Source organism: Stenotrophomonas maltophilia (assembly GCF_006970445.1).
GTDB classification, from domain to species: Bacteria; Pseudomonadota; Gammaproteobacteria; order Xanthomonadales; family Xanthomonadaceae; genus Stenotrophomonas; species Stenotrophomonas maltophilia_AU.
Genome location: NZ_CP033877.1, coordinates 3,349,873 through 3,371,067, shown reverse-complemented (window position 1 = coordinate 3,371,067; position 21,195 = coordinate 3,349,873). Strand labels below are relative to the sequence as shown.

At 67.1% G+C, this 21,195-nt stretch carries 18 protein-coding genes; 12 read left to right on the top strand and 6 right to left on the bottom strand.

Annotated features, from left to right (window positions below; all coding sequences use genetic code 11):
• Nucleotides 1–34: 34 nt before the first annotated feature.
• The 4 genes from hemE to EGM71_RS15555 all read right to left on the bottom strand — a co-directional run bounded on the left by hemE (nucleotide 35) and on the right by EGM71_RS15555 (nucleotide 3,156).
• Complete coding sequence (hemE, locus tag EGM71_RS15570) at nucleotides 35–1,117, bottom strand: uroporphyrinogen decarboxylase (protein ID WP_188485602.1); 1,083 nt, start codon at nucleotides 1,115–1,117, stop codon at nucleotides 35–37.
• 25 nt (nucleotides 1,118–1,142) lie between these two features.
• On the bottom strand, nucleotides 1,143–1,382 hold the full coding sequence (locus tag EGM71_RS15565) for a WGR domain-containing protein (RefSeq protein ID WP_188485601.1): 240 nt from the start codon (nucleotides 1,380–1,382) through the stop codon (nucleotides 1,143–1,145).
• A gap of 122 nt (nucleotides 1,383–1,504) precedes the next feature.
• Complete coding sequence (gene aroB / locus EGM71_RS15560; RefSeq protein ID WP_188485600.1) at nucleotides 1,505–2,617, bottom strand: 3-dehydroquinate synthase; 1,113 nt, start codon at nucleotides 2,615–2,617, stop codon at nucleotides 1,505–1,507.
• Entirely contained in the window at nucleotides 2,614–3,156 is a 543-nt protein-coding gene (locus EGM71_RS15555; RefSeq protein WP_057499885.1) for a shikimate kinase, read from the bottom strand. The genes aroB and EGM71_RS15555 overlap by 4 nt, the downstream gene beginning before the upstream one ends.
• 98 nt (nucleotides 3,157–3,254) lie before the next feature.
• Here EGM71_RS15555 and EGM71_RS15550 point away from each other — a divergent pair, with 98 nt between their 5' ends.
• The gene (locus EGM71_RS15550) at nucleotides 3,255–3,458 is read left to right on the top strand and encodes a dodecin family protein (RefSeq protein ID WP_188485599.1); all 204 of its coding nucleotides are present in this window, start codon (nucleotides 3,255–3,257) and stop codon (nucleotides 3,456–3,458) included.
• A gap of 6 nt (nucleotides 3,459–3,464) precedes the next feature.
• Here the strand turns inward: EGM71_RS15550 and EGM71_RS15545 are convergent, their stop codons facing one another.
• A complete protein-coding gene (locus EGM71_RS15545; RefSeq protein ID WP_188485598.1) occupies nucleotides 3,465–4,292 on the bottom strand; it encodes a kinase in 828 nt (275 codons plus the stop codon).
• Between the two features lie 40 nt (nucleotides 4,293–4,332).
• Between EGM71_RS15545 and pdxH the strand changes: the two genes are divergently transcribed.
• The 3 genes from pdxH (at nucleotide 4,333) to EGM71_RS15530 (ending at nucleotide 5,980) form a co-directional block, all read left to right on the top strand.
• Entirely contained in the window at nucleotides 4,333–4,932 is a 600-nt protein-coding gene (gene pdxH / locus EGM71_RS15540; protein WP_049401396.1) for a pyridoxamine 5'-phosphate oxidase, read from the top strand.
• Nucleotides 4,929–5,396, top strand: a complete 468-nt coding sequence (aacA, locus tag EGM71_RS15535; protein ID WP_188485597.1) for an aminoglycoside 6'-N-acetyltransferase — start codon at nucleotides 4,929–4,931, stop codon at nucleotides 5,394–5,396. Before pdxH ends, aacA begins: the two co-directional genes overlap by 4 nt.
• Before the next feature lie 122 nt (nucleotides 5,397–5,518).
• Nucleotides 5,519–5,980 carry a DoxX family protein gene (locus tag EGM71_RS15530; protein ID WP_188485596.1) on the top strand — a complete coding sequence of 154 codons (462 nt, stop codon included), beginning with the start codon at nucleotides 5,519–5,521 and terminating at the stop codon, nucleotides 5,978–5,980.
• 136 nt (nucleotides 5,981–6,116) lie between these two features.
• Here the strand turns inward: EGM71_RS15530 and prpR are convergent, their stop codons facing one another.
• A complete protein-coding gene (gene prpR / locus EGM71_RS15525) occupies nucleotides 6,117–7,700 on the bottom strand; it encodes a propionate catabolism operon regulatory protein PrpR (protein ID WP_188485595.1) in 1,584 nt (527 codons plus the stop codon).
• A 153-nt stretch (nucleotides 7,701–7,853) separates the two neighbouring features.
• On the opposite strand from prpR, the gene prpB reads away from it, so the two are divergent.
• From prpB to EGM71_RS15485, 8 genes are all read left to right on the top strand, one after another.
• The gene (gene prpB / locus EGM71_RS15520; RefSeq protein WP_188485594.1) at nucleotides 7,854–8,747 is read left to right on the top strand and encodes a methylisocitrate lyase; all 894 of its coding nucleotides are present in this window, start codon (nucleotides 7,854–7,856) and stop codon (nucleotides 8,745–8,747) included.
• Nucleotides 8,748–8,783: 36 nt separating this feature from the next.
• Nucleotides 8,784–9,941, top strand: a complete 1,158-nt coding sequence (gene prpC, locus EGM71_RS15515) for a bifunctional 2-methylcitrate synthase/citrate synthase (RefSeq protein WP_014038133.1) — start codon at nucleotides 8,784–8,786, stop codon at nucleotides 9,939–9,941.
• A 97-nt stretch (nucleotides 9,942–10,038) separates the two neighbouring features.
• Nucleotides 10,039–12,657, top strand: coding sequence for a Fe/S-dependent 2-methylisocitrate dehydratase AcnD (acnD, locus tag EGM71_RS15510; protein ID WP_188485593.1), 2,619 nt, complete (start codon nucleotides 10,039–10,041; stop codon nucleotides 12,655–12,657).
• 101 nt (nucleotides 12,658–12,758) lie between these two features.
• The gene (locus EGM71_RS15505) at nucleotides 12,759–13,001 is read left to right on the top strand and encodes a type II toxin-antitoxin system ParD family antitoxin (protein ID WP_087923336.1); all 243 of its coding nucleotides are present in this window, start codon (nucleotides 12,759–12,761) and stop codon (nucleotides 12,999–13,001) included.
• Nucleotides 12,998–13,360: a type II toxin-antitoxin system RelE/ParE family toxin gene (locus tag EGM71_RS15500; protein WP_188485592.1), complete on the top strand. Its 363-nt coding sequence runs from the start codon at nucleotides 12,998–13,000 to the stop codon at nucleotides 13,358–13,360. The genes EGM71_RS15505 and EGM71_RS15500 overlap by 4 nt, the downstream gene beginning before the upstream one ends.
• 3 nt (nucleotides 13,361–13,363) lie before the next feature.
• The gene (prpF, locus tag EGM71_RS15495) at nucleotides 13,364–14,542 is read left to right on the top strand and encodes a 2-methylaconitate cis-trans isomerase PrpF (RefSeq protein ID WP_188485591.1); all 1,179 of its coding nucleotides are present in this window, start codon (nucleotides 13,364–13,366) and stop codon (nucleotides 14,540–14,542) included.
• Between the two features lie 124 nt (nucleotides 14,543–14,666).
• A complete protein-coding gene (locus EGM71_RS15490) occupies nucleotides 14,667–16,127 on the top strand; it encodes a bifunctional 2-methylcitrate dehydratase/aconitate hydratase (RefSeq protein WP_188485590.1) in 1,461 nt (486 codons plus the stop codon).
• 157 nt (nucleotides 16,128–16,284) lie between these two features.
• Nucleotides 16,285–21,192, top strand: a complete 4,908-nt coding sequence (locus EGM71_RS15485) for an alpha-2-macroglobulin family protein (protein WP_188485589.1) — start codon at nucleotides 16,285–16,287, stop codon at nucleotides 21,190–21,192.
• The last annotated feature ends 3 nt before the right edge of the window (nucleotides 21,193–21,195 follow it).

The following is a 21,195-nucleotide window of genomic DNA, read 5'->3' as shown; positions in this document are numbered from 1 at the left end:
GATCAACATCGCGCCGTGATGGCATGCGGAATGCTCAGCGTCGGCTGTGCGCGTGCACCGCGTCGACCAGGACCTGTACATGCGCCGGGTCCATGTCCGGCGACATGCCATGGCCGAGGTTGAATACATGGCCCTCGCGCGAGCCGCCGTTGCCGGCGGCATAGGTGTCGAGCACGCGCGCGGCGGCTGCGGCGATTGCATCCGGCGAGGCGTACAGCGTGGTCGGGTCGAGGTTGCCCTGCAGGGCGACGCGGCCACCGGTACGGCGCATCGCTTCGTCCAGGTCCAGCGTCCAGTCCAGGCCGAGTGCATCAGCGCCGGTCTGCGACAGTGCTTCCAGGTGCAGGCCGGTGCCCTTGCCGAACAGGATCAGCGGCGTGCGCTCGCTGCCTTCGCCACGGTCCAGGCCCTGCGCGATCCGCTGCAGGTAACGCAGCGAGAATTCGCGATACATCGCCGGCGACAGCACGCCACCCCAGGTGTCGAACACCTGCAGTGCCTGTGCACCGGCCGCGCGTTGCGCGCCGAGGTAGGCGATCACCGCGTCGGTGGTGACCTCCAGCAGGCGGTGCAGGGCCTGCGGATGGTTCAGCGCCATCGCCTTGATGCGCGCGAAATCCTTGCTGCCGCCGCCTTCCACCATGTAGCACGCGAGCGTCCAGGGGCTGCCGGAGAAGCCGATCAGCGGTACCTGGCCGTCCAGTTCGCGGCGGATCAGGCGCACCGCGTCCATCACGTAGCCCAGTTCCTGTTCCATGTCCGGCACCGCCAGCTTGGCGATGGCCGCTTCATCGCGTACCGGGTGGCGGAACTTGGGACCTTCGCCTTCGACGAAGTACAGCTCCAGGCCCATCGCATCAGGAATGGTGAGGATGTCCGAGAACAGGATGGCCGCATCCAACGGGAACCGGCGCAGCGGCTGCAGGGTGACTTCGCAGGCGATCTCCGGATTCTTGGCCATGGCCAGGAAGCTGCCGGCCTTGGCCCGGGTCGCGCGGTATTCCGGCAGGTAGCGGCCGGCCTGGCGCATCAGCCAGACGGGGGTGCAGTCCACCGGTTCGCGGCGCAGGGCGCGCAGCAGGCGATCGTTGCGGAGAGGGCTGGTCACGATGGGCATTCCTTGGACGAGAGGAGCAGCGGCGTCAGTCGCCGTGCGAAAGGATCTGGAAGCCGCGATGCAGTTCGGCATCGCGGGCCTTCTCGAAGGCGTGGCGGGCTTCGTCGGCCTGCAGGAACAGCTCGCGCCGCAGCTGCGAGCGAGCACCGACGCGGCCGCTCTCGCGCAGCAGTTCCCAGCCGCCGAACAGGTCCGGCAGCAGGCTCAGGCGCAGGAAGCGCGGTGCCTGCGCACCGGCGTCGGGATGTTGCAGGTAGACGTGCATGGCGCCGATTGTAGCGGGGCCAGGGTGACCCCGGCCGCAACACGGTCGTGCCGGCCGCTGGCCGGCAACTTCATGAGCGGAGCAGCCGGCCAGCGGCCGGCACTACTGGACCACGGAAACGATCAGCCCGCGCCCAGCACCTTCAGCACCGCCGCTTCATCCACGTCCGGTACCACTTCGGCGCGGCCCATGCCCCGCCACAGCACCAGGCGCAGGCGGCCGGCCACGTTCTTCTTGTCCAGGCGCATGCGGCCGAGCAGGGCCTGTGGGTCCAGCCCGGCCGGGATCGCCACCGGCAGGCCGAGGCGTTCCAGCAGCGCCTGCAGGCGCGCGCGGTCGGCATCATCGGCCAGGCCCAGGTCGGTGGACAGCGTCGCCGCCAGCACCATGCCCACCGCCACCGCCTCGCCATGGTTCAGCGCATCGCGGCCCGGGGCCGAGTAGCCCTGTTCGGTCTCGATGGCATGGCCGAAGGTATGGCCGAGGTTGAGCAGGGCACGCTCGCCCTTCTCGAACGGATCGCGCTCGACGATGGCGGCCTTGTGCCGGCAGCTGCGCGCGATGGCTTCGGCCAGTACTGCATCCTCGCCGGCCAGCAGCGCATCGGCATGTTGCTGCAGCCACTCGAAGAACACGGCATCGCCCAGCGCGCCGTACTTCACCACTTCGGCCAGGCCAGCACGCAGCTCGCGCGGCGGCAGGGTGGCCAGCACGCGGGTATCGGCGATGACCGCGCGCGGCGGATGGAACGCGCCGACCAGGTTCTTGCCGGCCGGAATGTCGACCGCGGTCTTCCCGCCTACTGACGAATCGACCATCGCCAACAAGGTGGTCGGCAGCTGCACGCAGTCCACGCCGCGCATCCAGCAGGCGGCGGCAAAACCAGCGAGATCGCCGACCACGCCTCCGCCGAGGGCGAACACGCAGGCGTCGCGGGTGGCGCCGAGCGCGGCCAGCGCTTCGATCGCGCGGCCGAATTCAGCCAGAGTCTTGGAGGCTTCGCCGGCGGCCAGCACGTGCTCGCCGACGATCAGGTCGGGGCGGGCAGCCAACAGCGTCTGCTTGATCGACGCCAGATAGCGTGGGGCCACTTCGCTGTCGCTGAGCAGCAGCACGTGGCGGCCGCGAACGTGCGAGGCCAGTGCAGCGCCATCGGCCTGGGCACCGGCGCCGATGGTGATGGAGTAGGGGCGGTCGCCGCCAACGGCGACCTTCAGCAGGGCGGGGGAGGTCATGCAGTCAGGTCCTGGCGCTGCCATTGCGTGGCCAGCTTGACCACCAGATGGGCGGTCGCGTCGGCAGCGGTGTATGGGTCGGTATCGAGGGTGAGGTCGGCCAGCTCGCGGTAAAGCGGGTCGCGGTGTGCGGCCAGATCGTGCAGCACCTGCTCGCGGTCCGGGCGCTGCAGCAACGGCCGGCCCTTGTCGCGGGCCAGGCGTTCCAGCTGCGCGGCCACGCTGACCCGCAGGTAGACCACGAAGCCGCGCTGGGCAATCAGGGCGCGGTTATCCGGATCCAGCACCGCGCCGCCGCCGGTGGAGACCAGCTGGCCGCGGCCTTCCAGCACACGGGCCAGGGCCTCGCGTTCATGGCTGCGGAAGCCGGCTTCCCCGGAGTGCTCGAAGATGGTCGGGATGCTGGCGCCGGCGGCATCGACGATGGCCTGGTCGACATCGACGAAGTCCAGCGTGAAGCGCTCGGCCAGGCGGCGGCCGATGCAGGTTTTGCCGGCGCCCATCGGGCCGATCAGGATCAGGTTCGGAGCAGGATTCATGCCCTCTGATGCTAACACCTCCGTGCCCCGGCCTTTACGTTCTTCACGTCAGGGTAGGCGTTCCTGCGGGGTCTCCCGCGCCAGCTGGAGTACAGGCCATGACGGTCGCCAAGGTCATCGAAATCACCGCCTCCTCGCCGAAGAGCGTGGAAGACGCGGTGCGCACCGGGCTGAAGAAGGTCTCCGAGACGGTCAAGGGCATCCAGGGCGCCTGGGTGAACGAGACCAAGGTCGTCACCAATGGCAACGGCGAGATCACCGAATGGCGGGTCAACCTGCGGGTGACCTTCCTGGTGGAGTAAGCGCGCTCAGCGCACGTCCTGCACCTGGCGCTGGCCGTCCAGCATCACCACGTGGTCGGCAAGGGGGGGTAGGGTGTGCAGTGCCTGCCGACTGACCCGCTCGTAGTACTGCACGAAGCGCTCCAGCTGTGGCCGGCTCATGCCATGCCGGCCCGGCTGCGCGGCCTGCAGGTTCTGCTCCTGCTGCCAGCGCCAGCGTGGTACCACCGAGAAGTCCGGCGGCTGCAGGAACCACAGGCGGTCGCAGCGCTGCCACAACGCCGGGTAGTCACGGGCCAGCGCCTGGTTGCACCAGCGCCGCCAGCGGCCATCGGCGTCGGCTTCGCGTTCCAGTGCGTTCAACGGGCTGTCCAGCGCGTCGTCATCCTGGGCGGGCGTGCCCAGGAACCAGCCTTCGAAGACCAGCAGGTCCAGCGGTTGTTGCAGGCGCGGCCATTGCGCTTCGGGCAGGCGTTCGTCGGCCAGCTTGTCGAAGCGCGGCATTGCGAAGGGCTGGCGCGCGGCCACGGCGTCCAATACCGCATGGGCCAGCGGCAGGTCGTGGGTGCCGGGTGGGCCGCGGGTGATCAACAGTGGATGTACCTGGCGGGCCAGTCGCTGTCGCTGCACGCGGGTGAGGTAGACGTCATCGATCGACAGCGTGGCCGCGTTCAGGCCGCGCGCCTGGGCGCGGGCCACCACCTGCGCGGCCAGCGTCGATTTGCCGCTCCCCTGCAGGCCGCTGATCGCCAATACTGGAACCGCTGCGCCGCTGCCCAGCGCATCATCCAGCGCCTGTTCGGCCAATGTTTCGGGGAATCCTTTCACCTGGGGCATATACGCAGCAGCGGCCATGCAGCCACAATAGCCCAATCCGTGTGAGAAGAACGCAATCATGAGCGACCTGTACGCCGAAGCCCTGTCCACGTTTGCCGGCCTGTTCGACGAGGCCAAACAGAGCCGCGAGGTCGAGCCGAACGCGATGACCGTGGCCACCGCTGATACGCAGGGCCGTCCCTCGGCACGCACCGTGCTGCTGAAGGCGTTCGATGAGCGCGGCTTCGTGTTCTACACCCACCTGGACAGCCACAAGGGCCAGGAGCTGCAGGCCAATCCGCAGGCCGCGCTGCTGTTCCTGTGGCGCAGCCTGCGCGAGGCCGGCATCCAGGTGCGCATCGAAGGTCGCGTCGAGCAGGTCGCCGATGCCGAGGCCGACGCCTATTTCGCCAGCCGCCCGCGGATGAGCCAGATCGGCGCGTGGGCCTCGCAGCAGTCGAAGACGCTGGCAACGCGCGAGGAATTCGATGCGCGCGTGGCCGAGGTCGAAGCCCGCTTCGAGGGCAAGGACGTGCCGCGCCCGGAGGGCTGGAGCGGCCTGCGCGTGGTGCCTGACCGCATCGAGTTCTGGTATGGCGCGCAGTTCCGCCTGCACGAGCGCTGGTGCTATGAGGCCGGTGCCGAAGGGCGCTGGAGCAAGCGCCTGCTGTACCCGTGATCGACAGCGTGCCCACGATCCGCCAGGCCACGCCGGCCGACGTGGCCGCGTGGGCGCAGTTGCGTCTCGGCCTGTGGCCCGATGCCGATGATCCGCTGGAGGAACTGGCGGAGTCGCTGGCCGATGCCGAAGGCGCGGTATTCCTTGCCTGTCTGGCCGGTGGCGAAGCGGTGGGGTTCGCCGAAGTGCGCCTGCGCCACGACTACGTGAATGGCACCGAGTCTTCGCCGGTCGGCTTCCTGGAAGGCTGGTACGTGCAGCCGCCGTGGCAGGGCCACGCCGTGGGCCGCGCTCTGCTGGCGGCAGTGCAGGCGTGGACGCGCGCAGCCGGCTGCAGCGAGCTGGCGTCTGACAGTCGCGTGGAAGACGTACAGGCGCATGCCGCGCATCGTGCGTGTGGTTTCGAGGAAACCGAGCGCGTGGTGTATTTCCGCATGGTGTTGGACGCCGAGCTGCTCCGGTAGCCGCCAACCTTGGTTGGCGACGCTACAGGAGCAGATTGTCGCGAACCGACGGGTTCGCTTCATCTGCGAGCAGGCCAGTGACCGGCACACTCGGCTGGATGCCCTCGACTTCCGGAATTGCCATGCTCTCCTGGCGTTGCCTGTTTGCCGTGCCGCCGCCACGCCGCGGCATGGAAGCCTTCCTGCTGCTGCTTGGCCGCATCGTCGCCGGCGTGATGTTCTGCGTATCCGGCTGGAACAAGGTGTTTACCGACGCGGGGCGCGAGCGCATGGTTCATACGCTGGTTGATGCGGGCATTCCGTTCCCGGTGTTCAGTGCGCCGGTGCTCGGTGCGATCGAATGGATCGCCGGCGGCCTGCTGGTGCTGGGTCTGTTGAGTCGCCCCTCGGCGCTGCTGCTGGCGGGCATCTGTGCGGTGGCCGCAATGACCGATGGCATCGCGCGCATTCCTGCGGGATTGAGCGTGCCCGATTGGCTGAGCTGGTTCTTCTACCTGAGCGAAGTGCCGCTTGGGGTGCTGCTGCTATGGGTCGCGGCGGTAGGAAGCGGTCGGTTCGCCATCGAGGCGCGTTGGGCGCGGTGAGCGTTCCTCGTCCGCACGCAGCCGGAGCGCGTCTGTAGCATTTGGTATGTTCCGGTAGATCCACGCCATGCGTGGATGAGATGCTTGACGGAAGAGCGTTGCGAACCAAGGTTCGCACCCACCAGGCAACGAGTGGTTATAACCCCTCCGCGCGCAGCCAGCGCCACAGCGTAGTGCGTGAGACGCCCAGCGCCTGCGCCATCCCCTCGCGATCATTGCGATGTTCCTGCAGTAGCGTCTCCAGCTGCGCACGCGGCGGGCGCTTGCCGTTGCTTTCCACCGGCAATGCTGCAGCGCCCTCATTCACCAGTTCGGGTGCCAACTGCAGCAGTCGCGCAGCATCAATCAGGCCTTCTCCGGGCTGCCAGTGGATGCGTAGCCGATCGACCAGATTGCGCAGTTCGCGCACGTTGCCGGGCCACTCGGCGATGGTCAGTGTCGTCAGTGCATCCTCATCCAGTGGCGCGTCGATGCCGCGCAGCTGGCGGAAGAAGTGCTGCGCCAACAGCGGGATGTCACCGCGCCGGGCACGCAGCGAGGGCAGGGCGATGCGCAGCGCGGCCAGGCGGTAGTACAGGTCGCGACGGAAGCTGCCGGTCGCCGCGCGCTGCTCCAGCGATTGCAGCGTGGCGGCCACCACACGCAGGTCGACCGGGGTCGGTTCGGTGGCACCCACACGCAGCACTTCGCGCTCTTCCAGCACCCGCAGCAGGCGGGTCTGCAGCGGCAGCGGCAGTTCGCCGATCTCATCCAGGAACAGCGTGCCGCCGTCTGCAGCTTCAACCAGGCCAACGCGGCCGCCACGACGCGCACCGGTGAAGGCGCCATCGCTGTAGCCGAACAGCTCGGCTTCCAGCAGTGATTCGCTGATGGCGCCGCAGTTCAGCGCCACGAAGCGTCCGCGACGGCCACTGGCGGCGTGCAGCTGCCGCGCCACCAGTTCCTTGCCGGTGCCGGTTTCGCCGGTCACCAGTACGGTGCTGTCGTGCGGTGCATAGAGCGCGATCTGTGCGCGCACTTGGGCCATCGCTTCGCTGTCGCCGAGCAGTTCATGCGTGTCGGCACGCGCTGCCGCGCGCCGGCGCGGGGCGGCTCGGTTGCCGCTGGAGCGGGCCAGGGTCTGGGTCAGTTCCAGCGCATGTTCGAACGCCTGCCGCACCGAGTCGGCCGAGTACAGCAGCACACCGGGCAGGCCGGCCTGTTCGGCATGGTCGATGGCCATGCCGGTGCCGACGATCACTTCGATGCCATTGGCGCGCAGGTCTGCAATGCAGTCGCGCGCGTCCTCGCGGGTGACGAAGCGGCGATGCTCGATATCCAGGCCGAAACTCTGCTGGAAGTTGCTGAACACCGGCACGTCGCTGGCGTGGGTGACCAGGCCAATGCGGCTGGCGATGCGGCGGGCGCGGGCGAGCGCTTCCATCAGGTCGAAGCCGTTGGCCTGGATCGGCACCAGCGGCAGCTCCAGCCGGCCGCGCAGCCAGGCCGCGTTGGAGCCGCCGGCGATGACCACGTCGCAGTGCTCGCGGCGCAGGCGCTGGCCGATCACATCCACCGCTTCCTCGAAACCGAGGTTGATCTGCTCGATGCGCGCGCGGCGGTCGAACTCCGGAATGACGTCGCCGAGCAGGCCGGTCAGCCGCGAGACGCTGACGGTCCAGATCACTGGGCGACCGGGGTCGGCATCGGCATGGCGCAGGGGCGAGCGGGGCAGGTACATGGCGGCGGGGTCGGGCGGGGTGTTTCATGATACATCTGTTTCAGTGTTTCATATGTTTCACTGTTGCGTGGCGGTCATGCCCGTGAAATCAACGGCTTGCAGCTTGGCATGGTGCTTGCGCTCTCTTTCCCGTACTTCAACCTGGATTGCCGCATGACCGCTTCCGCCCCTTTCTCCGCCGGTGCCCGCTTCCGTGAGGCGCTGGCTGCCGAATCGCCGCTGCAGGTGATCGGCGCGATCAACGCCAACCATGCCCTGCTGGCCAAGCGCGCCGGCTTCCGCGCTATCTACCTGTCCGGCGGCGGTGTTGCCGCGGGCTCGCTGGGCCTGCCGGACCTGGGCATCAACACCCTGGAAGACGTGCTGGTGGACGTGCGCCGCATCACCGACGTCTGCGACCTGCCGTTGATGGTCGACATCGATACCGGCTTCGGCCCGAGCGCGTTCAATATCGCGCGCACCGTGAAGTCGCTGATCAAGGCCGGCGCGGGCGCCTGCCACATTGAAGACCAGGTCGGCGCCAAGCGCTGCGGTCACCGCCCCGGCAAGGAGATCGTCTCGCAGGGTGAAATGGTCGACCGCGTGAAGGCGGCTGCCGATGCCAAGACCGATCCGGACTTCTTCCTGATCGCGCGCACCGACGCCATCCAGGTGGACGGCGTGGACAAGGCCATCGAGCGCGCCATCGCCTGTGTCGAGGCGGGTGCCGATGGCATCTTCGCCGAGGCCGCCTACGACCTGGACACCTACCGCCGCTTCGTCGACGCGGTGAAGGTGCCGGTGCTGGCCAACATCACCGAATTCGGTGCCACCCCGCTGTTCAGCCGCGATGAACTGGCATCGGCTGGCGTCGCCATCCAGCTGTTCCCGCTGTCGGCCTTCCGTGCGGCCAACAAGGCCGCCGAGAACGTCTACCAGGCGGTGCGCCACGATGGCCACCAGCGCAACGTGGTCGAGACCATGCAGACCCGCGAAGAACTTTACGACCGCATCGGCTACCACGCCTTCGAGCAGCAGCTCGATGCACTGTTCGCCGCCAAGAAATAAGCAGTACCCTGCACCATCAGTTTTCGGAGGGAAAACATGAACGATACGACCGCAACCCCGACCTTCAAGCCGAAGAAGTCCGTCGCCCTGTCCGGCACCGCCGCCGGCAACACCGCGCTGTGCAGCGTGGGCCGTAGCGGCAATGACCTGCACTACCGTGGCTACGACATCCTGGACCTGGCCAACACCAGCGAATTCGAGGAAATCGCCTATCTGCTGGTGCATGGCAAGCTGCCGACCCGCGCCGAGCTGGTTTCGTACAAGGCCAAGCTGAAGTCGCTGCGCGGTATCCCGGCTGCGGTGAAGGCGGCGCTGGAAGAGCTGCCGCCGTCGGCGCATCCGATGGACGTGATGCGCACCGGCGTGTCCGTGCTCGGCTGCGTGGCGCCGGAGAAGGACGACCACAACCATCCGGGTGCGCGCGACATCGCCGACAAGCTGATGGCCTGCCTCGGTTCGATGCTGCTGTACTGGTACCACTGGAGCCACAACGGCCGTGCCATCGATGTGGAAACCGACGATGACTCGATCGGCGGCCACTTCCTGCACCTGCTGCACGGCGAGAAGCCGCAGGAATCGTGGGTGAAGGCGATGCACACCTCGCTGATCCTGTACGCGGAACACGAGTTCAACGCCTCGACCTTCACCTGCCGCGTCATCGCCGGTACCGGCAGTGACATGTACAGCGCGATCTGCGGTGGCATCGGTGCACTGCGCGGTCCGAAGCATGGCGGCGCCAATGAAGTGGCGTTCGAAGTGCAGAAGCGCTACGACAACCCTGATGAGGCAGAGGAAGACATCAAGGCGCGCGTTGAGCGCAAGGAAGTGGTGATCGGTTTCGGCCACCCGGTCTACACCGTCTCCGATCCGCGCAACAAGGTGATCAAGGATGTGGCCCGCGAGCTGTCCGAAGAGCAGTCGAGCATGAAGATGTACGACATCGCCGAGCGCCTGGAATCGGTGATGTGGGACATCAAGAAGATGTTCCCGAACCTGGACTGGTTCAGCGCCGTCAGCTACCACATGATGGGCGTGCCGACCGCGATGTTCACTCCCCTGTTCGTGATCGCCCGCACCGCCGGCTGGAGCGCGCACATCGTCGAGCAGCGCATCGACGGCAAGATCATCCGCCCGAGCGCCAACTACATCGGTCCGGAAGACCGCGACTTCGTCGCCATCGACAAGCGCGTCTGATCCACCTGCTGTACCCATCCGGCCGGCCGCGTGCCGGCCGGATGCTTTCGCCGCCGCACCGCCGGCACCCGGCCCGCCCCAAGCACTCCGCCAGCCCATGAATACCGATTACCGCAAGAACCTCCCCGGCAGCGCGCTGGACTATTTCGATGCGCGTGCCGCCGTCGATGCGATCCAGCCCGGCGCCTATGCCACCCTGCCGTACACCTCGCGCGTGCTGGCCGAGAACCTGGTGCGCCGCTGCGATCCGGCCACGCTCGGCGATTCGCTGAAGCAGCTGATCGAGCGCCGCCGCGACCTCGATTTCCCGTGGTTCCCTGCACGCGTTGTGTGCCACGACATCCTCGGCCAGACCGCGCTTGTCGATCTGGCCGGCCTGCGTGATGCGATCGCCGACAAGGGCGGTGACCCGGCCAAGGTGAATCCGGTGGTGCCGGTGCAGTTGATCGTTGATCACTCGCTGGCGGTGGAGTGTGGCGGTTTCGATCCGCAGGCGTTCGAGAAAAACCGCGCGATCGAAGATCGTCGCAATGAAGACCGTTTCCACTTCATCGACTGGACCAAGCTGGCCTTCGAGAACGTGGACGTGATTCCGCCGGGCAACGGCATCATGCACCAGATCAACCTGGAGAAGATGTCGCCGGTGGTCTACGTGCAGGACGGCGTGGCCTTCCCGGATACCTGCGTGGGCACCGACAGCCACACCCCGCACGTGGATGCGCTGGGCGTGATCGCGATTGGTGTTGGCGGCCTGGAAGCGGAGAACGTGATGCTGGGCCGCGCGTCGTGGATGCGCTTGCCCGATACCGTGGGCGTCGAACTCAGCGGTCGCCCGCAGCCGGGCATCACCGCCACCGACGTGGTGCTGGCCCTGACCGAGTTCCTGCGCAAGGAGCGCGTGGTCGGCGCGTGGCTTGAATTCTTCGGCGAGGGGGCGGCGGCACTGACCATCGGTGACCGCGCCACCATCTCCAACATGTGCCCCGAGTACGGCGCCACCGCCGCGATGTTCTACATCGACGGGCAGACCATCGATTACCTGCGCCTGACCGGCCGCGAGGAATCGCAGGTGGCGCTGGTGGAAAACTACGCACGCACCACCGGCCTGTGGGCCGATGACCTGGCCACCGCGCAGTACGAGCGCGTGCTGCGCTTCGACCTGTCCAGCGTGGTGCGCAACATGGCCGGCCCGTCCAACCCGCACAAGCGCGTGGCCACCGCCGAGCTGGCCGAGCGCGGCATCGCCGACGAAGCCAAGCTGGAAGCAGGCAAGGCCGAGCAGGCGCAGGGCCTGATGCCCGATGGCGCGGTGATCATCGCCGCCATCACCAGCTGCACCAATACCTCCAACCCGCGCAACGTGATCGCCGCTGCACTGCTGGCTCGCAACGCCAACGCGCGTGGCCTGCAGCGCAAGCCGTGGGTGAAGTCGTCGCTGGCGCCGGGTTCCAAGGCCGTGCAGTTGTACCTGGAAGAGTCCGGCCTGATGCCGGACCTGGAGCAGCTCGGCTTCGGCATCGTCGCCTTCGCTTGCACTACCTGCAACGGCATGAGCGGTGCGCTGGACCCGAAGATCCAGCAGGAGATCATCGACCGTGACCTGTACGCCACGGCGGTTCTGTCGGGCAACCGCAACTTCGATGGCCGCATCCATCCGTACGCCAAGCAGGCCTTCCTGGCCTCGCCGCCGCTGGTGATCGCCTACGCCATCGCCGGCACCGTCCGCTTCGATATCGAGAAGGACGTGCTGGGCGTGGATGCCGATGGCAATGAGGTGCGCCTGAAGGACATCTGGCCGAGTGATGCCGAGATCGACGCGGTGGTGAAGGCCTCGGTGAAGCCCGAGCAGTTCCGCAAGGTCTACAACCCGATGTTCAACGTGCGCGTGGAGCATGGCGCGGCGGTCAGCCCGCTGTACGACTGGCGCCCGCAGAGCACCTACATCCGCCGCCCGCCGTACTGGGAGGGTGCACTGGCCGGTGAGCGCACGCTGGCAGGCATGCGCGCGTTGGCGGTGCTGCCGGACAACATCACCACCGACCACCTGTCGCCGTCCAATGCGATCATGGCGTCCAGTGCTGCCGGTGAGTACCTGGCGAAGATGGGCCTGCCCGAAGAGGACTTCAATTCCTACGCGACTCACCGCGGCGACCACCTGACCGCGCAGCGCGCCACCTTCGCCAATCCGAAGCTGTTCAACGAGATGGTGCGCAACGACGACGGCAGCGTGAAGCAGGGTTCGCTGGCGCGCGTGGAGCCGGAAGGCAAGATGATGCGCATGTGGGAAGCGATCGAGACCTACATGGACCGCAAGCAGCCGCTGATCATCATCGCCGGTGCCGACTACGGCCAGGGCAGCTCGCGTGACTGGGCCGCCAAGGGCGTGCGCCTGGCTGGTGTGGAGGCGATCGTGGCCGAAGGCTTCGAGCGGATTCACCGTACCAACCTGATCGGCATGGGCGTGCTGCCGCTGGAGTTCAAGCCGGGCACCACCCGCCTGACCCTGGGTATCGATGGCACCGAGACCTTCGACGTGATCGGTGAGCGCACCCCGCGTGCCGAGCTGACCCTGGTCATCCATCGCCGCGACGGCCAGGACGTCACGGTGCCGGTTACCTGCCGCCTGGACAGCGATGAGGAAGTGGCGATCTACGAAGCCGGCGGCGTGCTGCAGCGCTTCGCCCAGGACTTCCTGGAAGGCGCCAGGGTGGCGTGATAGCCGGCTGAATGCCTGCCCCCGGAGGCCCGGGGGCGGGCTTGTCCGACTCGAGGGTGGGGCGCACACTGACTTGGCAAAAACTGCCAATGGAGAGTCTCATGGCCACCATGAACATTTCGCTGACCGACCCGCTCAAGCAGTTCGTGGACGAGGAAGTGCGCGAAGGCGGCTACTCCAGCACGTCGGATTATGTGCGTGATCTGATCCGCCAGCGCCAGCGCAGCAAGGCCGAAGAACTGCTCAAGCAGCTGATTGCCGAAGGGCTGGCGTCGGGACCTTCGGCGCCTCTGCCGCCGGATCACTTCGACAAGCTGCGTGAGCGTGCACGGAACCGCAAGTGAAGCCCTCGCACTGGTCCCCCGCAGCGGTTCGAGATCTTGACCAGGCAGCAGGCTGGTATGCAGATCAAGGCGGAGAAGTGCTGGAAATCGGCTTCATCGATGCGGTGGAATCCGTTGTAAAGCTGATCGAGGTGCACCCGGTTGCTGGTTCCGCACTGCATGCGGGTCTGTTGCCCTCGCTGCCAGCGCCGTTGCGTTTTCATCCGGTTCGTCGCTTCAACGGCTACCTGGTCTACTACGTGGAGCTACCTGCGCACGTTTCCATCGTGCGCATCTGGAATGCTTCGCGGGGCATGGAAGCACTGTTCGAAGACGAGGAGCTCAACCCCGATATTGGTTCGTCGCATCCAGGATACTGATCCATGACCTTCCTCCCGCAACTCCGTATTCCGGCCACCTACATGCGCGGTGGCACCAGCAAGGGCGTGTTCTTCCGCCTGCAGGACCTGCCCGAAGCCGCACAGGTGCCGGGCGCCGCACGCGATGCGCTGCTGATGCGCGTGATCGGCTCGCCTGATCCGTACGGCAAGCAGACCGACGGCATGGGCGGTGCAACGTCCAGCACCAGCAAGTGCGTGATCATCTCCACCGCCTCAGTGCCGGACCACGATGTCGACTATCTGTACGGCCAGGTCTCGATCGACACCGCCTTCGTCGACTGGAGTGGCAACTGCGGCAACCTCAGCACCGCAGTCGGTCCGTTCGCGATCGCCAACGGTCTGATCGATCCGGCCCGTGTTCCGCGCGATGGCCTGTGCACCGTGCGCATCTGGCAGGCCAACATCGGCAAGACCATCATCGCGCACGTGCCGATGCGCGATGGCGAAGTACAGGAGATCGGCGATTTCGAGCTGGATGGCGTGACCTTCCCGGCCGCCGAGATCCAGCTGGAATTCATCGATCCGTCCGATGACGGCGATGCGGGCGCGATGTTCCCGACCGGCAATCTGGTCGATACCCTGGAAGTGCCCGGCGTGGGTAGCTTCGAGGTGACGATGATCACCGCCGGCATCCCGACCATCTTCCTCAACGCCGTCGACCTGGGCTACAGCGGCACCGAGCTGCAGCCGGCGATCAACGAAGACAAGGCTGCGCTGCAGAAGTTCGAGGCCATCCGCGCCTACGGCGCCTTGCGCATGGGGCTGATCAAGAGCCTGGAAGATGCGGCGACCCGCCAGCACACGCCGAAGGTGGCCTTCGTGGCGCCGGCGCAGGACTACGTTTCGTCCAGCGGCAAGGCCATTCCGGCGTCGGCGATCGACCTGCATGCGCGTGCGCTGTCGATGGGCAAGCTGCACCACGCGATGATGGGGACTGCCGCCGTGGCGATCGGCACCGCAGCAGCGATTCCAGGCACCCTGGTCAATCGTGCGGCGGGTGGTGGCGAGCGGGAGGCGGTGACCTTCGGTCATCCCTCCGGCACGTTGCGCGTGGGTGCGCAGGCCGGTCTCGTTGACGGCCAGTGGACGGTGACCAAGGCCATCATGAGCCGCAGTGCCCGTGTGCTGATGGAAGGCAAGGTGCGGGTGCCGGCCGAGTGATGCGTTGGTAAACGCCAACCAGGGTTGGCGACTACCGGGCCGTAGAGACCGTTTGCTTTGGTAGATGCCAACCCTGGTTGGCATGGTGCACGGGCAACCGTGCACCGCAACGAGGAGATCGACGATGTCCGACAACTCCACCCCAGCCAACGAACGTGCAGCGTGGGATGCGCTGCTGGTGGACATCGTCGACTACGTGCACGACGCACGCATCGACTCACCGCTTGCATTCCAGACCGCGCACCGCTGCCTGCTCGACACCCTGGGCTGCGGCCTGGAAGCGCTGTCCTTCCCGGCCTGCAGCAAACTGCTTGGTCCCCTGGTGCCGGGCATCAGTGTGGTCAATGGCGCGCGCGTTCCGGGCACGCACTACGTGCTGGACCCGGTGCAGGCCGCCTTCAACCTCGGTGCGATGGTGCGCTGGCTGGATTTCAACGACACCTGGCTGGCCGCCGAGTGGGGTCACCCGTCGGACAACCTGGGCGGCATCCTCGCCGTCTGCGATTGGCTGGGCCGCAACGCCCCGGCCCTGCGCCGCCCGCCGCCGACCATGCACGACGTGTTGCTGGCGATGATCAAGGCGCACGAGATCCAGGGCGTGCTGGCCCTGCAGAATTCCTTCAACCGGGTCGGGCTGGATCATGTGGTGCTGGTCAAGGTGGCCACCACTGCAGTGGTTTCGCAGTTGCTCGGGCTGGATCGCGAACGCATGCTCAATGCGCTGTCGCTGGCCTGGGTCGATGGCCAGTCGCTGCGCACCTACCGGCACGCGCCCAACACCGGCTCGCGCAAGAGCTGGGCGGCCGGCGACGCGACCAGCCGTGGCGTGCGCCTGGCGCTGATGGCGGCCAGCGGCGAGATGGGCTATCCCAGCGTGCTGAGCGCGCCGACCTGGGGTTTCGAGGCGGTGTCCATGCATGGCCAGAGGTTGACGCTGGGGCGACCGCTGGGCAGCTACGTGATGGAGAACGTGCTGTTCAAGATCAGCTACCCGGCCGAGTTCCACGGGCAGACCGCAGTGGAGGCAGCGATCGTGCTGCACCAGCAGCTGCGTGCGACGGGGCGGCGGGTCGAGGACATCGCGCACATCGCGATCCGCACCCAGGAAGCCTGCATCCGCATCATCGACAAGCAGGGGCCGCTGCACAACCCGGCCGACCGCGACCACTGCGTGCAGTACATGGTCGCCATCGCGCTGCTGCATGGGCGGCTGGTGGCCGAGGACTATGAGGACGACGTGGCGGCGGATCCACGCATCGACGCCCTGCGCGCGAAGATGGCCTGCCATGAAGATCCACGGCTCAGCGCCGACTACCTGGACCCGGACAAGCGCAGCATCGCCAACGGCCTGAGCGTGCGCTTCGCTGATGGCACCGAACTGCCGGAAGTGTTGGTGGAGTACCCGCTCGGCCACGCCCGACGCCGCGAGGAAGGCATTCCGCTGCTGATGGACAAGTTCCGCCGGCACCTGGCCCACCGTTTCCCGACCGCCCAGCAGCAGCGCATCCTGGCGGCATCGCTGGACCCGGTGGCGCTGGCGGCGATGCCGGTGACCGACTACGTGGACCTGTACCTGCCGGGGTGAGGCCGCTCTGGTAGATGCCAACCTTGGTTGGCATGGGTGGCGCCAACCAAGGTTGGCGGCTACCAGGTCCCGGGCGGGACCGGGATTCCGACCGCCGGGGCGTCAACACCTTGACGCGGCCTGCCTATAATGGCCGCCTCGATCAAGGAGTGACGACATGAGCGGTCCGGCACGGCGGAAGCGGTGGGGATGGGCGGCGGCTGTACTGGCAGGAGGCCTGTTGCTGGGCCTGGCCGGCTGCCGCAACGACAGCGGGCAGCTGCCCAAGGCCAGTGGTGAGGCGATCACCACCAAAGCCGAGCAGGTGAAGGAATTCACCCTGCTGCGCGCTTACCCGGACCAGAAGAATGACGGCCTGTCGCTGGCGCTGGAGTTCTCGCGCCCGCTGGTCGGCACCCAGGATTTCGACAAGCTGGTGCGCTTCGAGGAGAAGGTCGGCACCGACGACAGCAGCTGGACGCTGTCCGATGACGGCCTGACCCTGCGCTACCCGTTCGTCGAGGCCGGCAAGGAGTTCAGCCTGGTGGTCTCGCCGGACCTGCTGGCCGCCGATGGCAGCCGGCTGGGCAAGGAACTGAAGCAGAAGGTGTTCAGCGGCGAGCTGAAGCCGGTGGTTGGCTTCGCCTCGCAGGGCAGCGTGCTGCCGGCCAAGGACAGCCGTGGCCTGCCGGTGGTCTCAGTGAACGTGCCGGAGGTCGACGTCGAGTTCCTGCGCGTGCGCGAGAAGGACCTGCCGACCTTCTTCAGCCAGTACCAGCGCGGCGGCCGCCGTGGCAGCTGGGAGCTGAGCAGCGACTACGAGCGCAGCCCGATCAACAAGCTGGCCGAGCCGGTCTACGTCAACCGTTTCATCCTGGGGGGCAAGAAGAACGAGCGGGTGCTGACCTACCTGCCGACCCAGGACATCAAGGAACTGCAGGAGCCGGGCCTGTACTTCGCCCTGCTCAAGCGTACCGGTGACTACGAAGGCGAGTTCGATACCGCGTTCTTCTCGGTCAGCGACATCGGCCTGCATACCCGTGCCTACAAGGACAAGCTGTTCGTGCACACCGCCGGCCTGAAGGACGGCGCGCCGCTGAAGGGCATCGACCTGCGCGTCCTGGATGCCAAGGGCGAGGTGGTGCTCAAGGGCAGCACCGACGGCAATGGCAACGCACTGCTGAACTACACCCTGGATGCTACCCACGTGCTGGTCGCCAGCAGTGGCAAGGACACCAGCTTCCTGCCGTTCAACCAGCCGGCGCTGGACCTGAGCGAATTCGCCGTGGCCGGCCGTGACAATGCCTGGTTCGACGTCTATGCCTGGTCCGGGCGCGACCTGTACCGGCCGGGCGAGACCGTGCGCCTGTCCGCGCTGCTGCGTGACAACGACGGCAAGCCGGTCAAGGCCCAGCCGGTGTTCCTGCGCCTGAAGCAGCCCGATGGCAAGACTTTCCGCGAGACCCGGCTGCAGCCGGGTGACCAGGGCTACATCAATTTCGAGCAGGTCATCCCCGCCGAGGCGCCGACCGGGCGTTGGCAGGTTGAGTTCCGCACCGACCCGGCCAGCAAGGAAGCGATCCAGGGCATGACCCTGCGCATCGAGGAGTTCCTGCCCGAGCGCATGAAGCTGGACCTGGACAGCGCGCAGAAGACGCTGAAGCCGGGTGAGGACCTGCGCCTGCAGGCCAATGGTGCCTATCTGTACGGGGCACCGGCCGATGGCAACCGCTTCACCGCACGTATGGCGGTGGCTGCCGAACAGAAGCCGGTGGAAGGCCTGCCGGGCTATTTCTTCGGTGACCCGACCCTGCAGCTGCCGCGCGAGGCCAAGGACGTGATCGATACCACGCTGCCGGCCAATGGCCAGCTGCGTGAGGATGTGGCGTTGCCGGAAGAGGCAGCCAAGGCCAAGGCACCGATCGCCGTGGTGCTGTCCGGCAGCCTGTATGAAACCGGCGGCCGCACGGTCACCCGTACCCTGAAGCGGGTGATGTGGCCGGCCAACGCGCTGGTGGGTGTACGCCCGTTGTTCAACCCTGACGATGGTGCCGATTCCAACGGCAACGCGCGCTTCGAGCTGATGCGTGTGGATGCCGCCGGTGCGCCGCAGCCGGCCAAGGGCCTGAAGATCACCCTGGTGCGCGAGCTGCGCGACTACCACTGGACCTTCAACGACAACCGCTGGGACTACGACTTCACCCGCCGTTTCGAGAACAAGGAAACCCGCACCGTCGATGCCGGCAGCAGCGCGGTCGCCTTTGATTTCCCGGTGGAGTGGGGCGAGTACCGGGTGGACGTGTTCGATCCGTCCACCGGCCTGACCAGCCGTTACCCGTTCCGCGCCGGCTGGAGCTGGGGCGATGACAACCGTGGCCTGGATGCACGCCCGGACAAGGTCAAGCTGGGCCTGGACAAGACCGGCTACAAGGCCGGTGACACCCTGGAGGTGACGGTGACCCCGCCGCACGCCGGCAAGGGCATCCTGATGGTCGAGACCGACCGCATGCTGTACGTGCAGGACATCGAGGCCAAGCCGGGCTCGACCTTCAAGATTCCGGTCACCGCCGACTGGGAACGCCACGACGTCTACATCACCGCGCTGGTGTTCCGTGGCGGCAGTGCGCCGAGCAAGATCACTCCGGCCCGTGCCGTGGGCGTGGTGCATGTGCCGATGGACCGCAAGGGCCGCACCGTGGCCGTCGGCCTGGTCGCGCCCAAGCAGATGCGGCCGGAGCAGGACCTACCGGTAACCGTCAGTGCGCCGCAGCTGGCCGGCAAGACCGCGCACGTCACCGTTTCGGCGGTGGACGTGGGCATCCTCAACATCACCCGCTTCCCGGTGCCCGACGCCGGTGCGCACTTCTTCGCCCAGCGTCGCCTCGGCATCGATGCCTACGATATCTACAGCCGGGTGATCGAGAGCTTCGATGGCGGTGCCGGCAAGCTGAAGTTCGGTGGCGACATGGCGCTGCAGGCGTTGCCGCAGGCCAAGCGTCCGACCGCACGCGTGCAGACCGTGGACCTGTTCTCCGGCCCGGTGCAGCTGGATGCCAAGGGCAATGCCCGCATCCGCCTGAAGGTGCCGGACTTCAATGGCACCCTGCGCGTGTCGGCGCTGGTCTACAGCGATGACCAGTATGGCAAGCGCGATGTGGAAACCATCGTGCGCGCGCCGATCCTGGCCGAAGCCAGCATGCCGCGCGTGCTGGCCCCGGGCGACCGCAGCACCGTGACCCTGGACGTGCAGAACTTCACCGGTAAGCCGGGCCAGTTCAACGTGAAGGTGGAAAGCGAAGGCCCGTTGAACCTGGGCGAGGGCAGCCGCAGCGTGCAGTTGAATGCCGATGCCAAGACCACGCTGAGCTTCCCCTTGTCGGCACGCGAAGGCCACAGCGTGGCCAAGGTGCGCGTGCGGGTGGATGGCAACGGCTTCAAGGCCGATCGCCGCTACGACCTGCCAGTGCGTGCGGCGTGGCCGCAGGTGCTGCGTTCGCAGGTGCGCACGCTCGATCCGCTGGCCGCGGTCAGCCTCGACAACAGCCTGACCGATGGCCTGATGTCCGAGTCGGTGAATGCCCGCCTGCTGGTCAGCCCGCTGCCGCCGATCCCGTTCGCCAGTGCGCTGCAGGGCGCGCTGAACTACCCGTACGGCTGTGCCGAGCAGACCACCAGCAAGGGCTACGCCGCGCTGATCCTGGACCAGGCGACATCGTCGATGCTCGGTGCCGACGGCCTGGATGCCAAGACCCGCCGCGAGCGCATGGAAGGTGCGTTCGGTCGCCTGGCGTCGATGCAGGTGGCCAACGGCAACTTCTCGATGTGGGGTGACGACGGCTACGTGAACCCGTGGCTGACCCCGTACATCACCGAGTTCCTGCTCGATGCCAAGGACGCCGGTTTCGCGGTGCCCGACAATGTGCTGCAGAAGGCGCTCAACCGTCTCAGCGAGGATCTGCTGTCCGGCGGCAACCAGTTCTACGGCCAGGACGACCGCGAGAAGCTGAAGTTCGCCAACCAGGCGTATTCGGGCTACGTGCTGGCCCGGGTCAACCGTGCGCCGCTGGGCACCCTGCGCACGCTGTACGACAACGAGCGCAGCAAGGCGGTCGGCGGCCTGTCGCTGGTCCATCTGGGCGTGGCGCTGTCGCTGCAGGGTGATGCCAAGCGTGGCCAGGCCGCGCTGGCCGCAGCCTTCGCCAAGTCCAGCAGCGAACGCCCGTCCTACTTCGGCGACTACGGCAGTGCGATCCGTGATGACGCGCTGATGATCGCGCTGACCCACGAAAACAAGCTGGCCAAGCCGGCCTGGGATGCGCGTGCGGTCGATCTTGGCCGTGGCCTGGATGCGCGCCGCAATGCCGGCTGGATGTGGCTGAGCACGCAGGAACAGGTGGCGATTGCCCGCCTCGGCAAGGCGCTTGCTGCCAACCAGAAGGCGCTGGTGGCCGGTGAGCTGGTGATCGGTGGCAACACCGAAGCCATCGGCGAGCGCAAGCTGTTCGGCCGCAACTTCAGCGCCAGTGAGCTGGCCAGCGGCGTGCGCTTCACCCCGCAGGGGCAGCCGCCGATGTTCGCCAGCATCGACGTGGCCGGTATTCCGCGCAGCGCACCGGCGCCGGACAACAGCGTGCTGGGCATTGAGCGCAGCTACTACGGCACCGATGGCAAGCCGTGGTCGCCGCGCCCGCTGAAGGAAGGCGAAGCACTGATCGTGCGTGTCACCGTTACCGCCGACACCACGATGCCCGATGCACTGCTGACCGATCTGCTGCCGGCGGGCCTGGAGATCGAGAACTTCAACCTGGGCGATGCCAAGCAGTGGGCCGACGTGGTGGTCGATGGCATCACCATCAGCGATCGTGGTGAAGCCGCCGATACCAAGCACGAGGAGTTCCGCGACGACCGCTACGTGGCCGCGCTGAAGCTCTCGCGTGGCAGCAAGGCCAACGTGTTCTACCTGGTGCGCGCGGTGACGCCGGGAACCTACTCGGTGCCGCCGCCGCTGGTGGAGGACATGTACCGGCCGCAGCTGCGCGGCGTCGGCCGCAGCAACCCGACCACGATCACGGTGGTACAGCCGTGACCG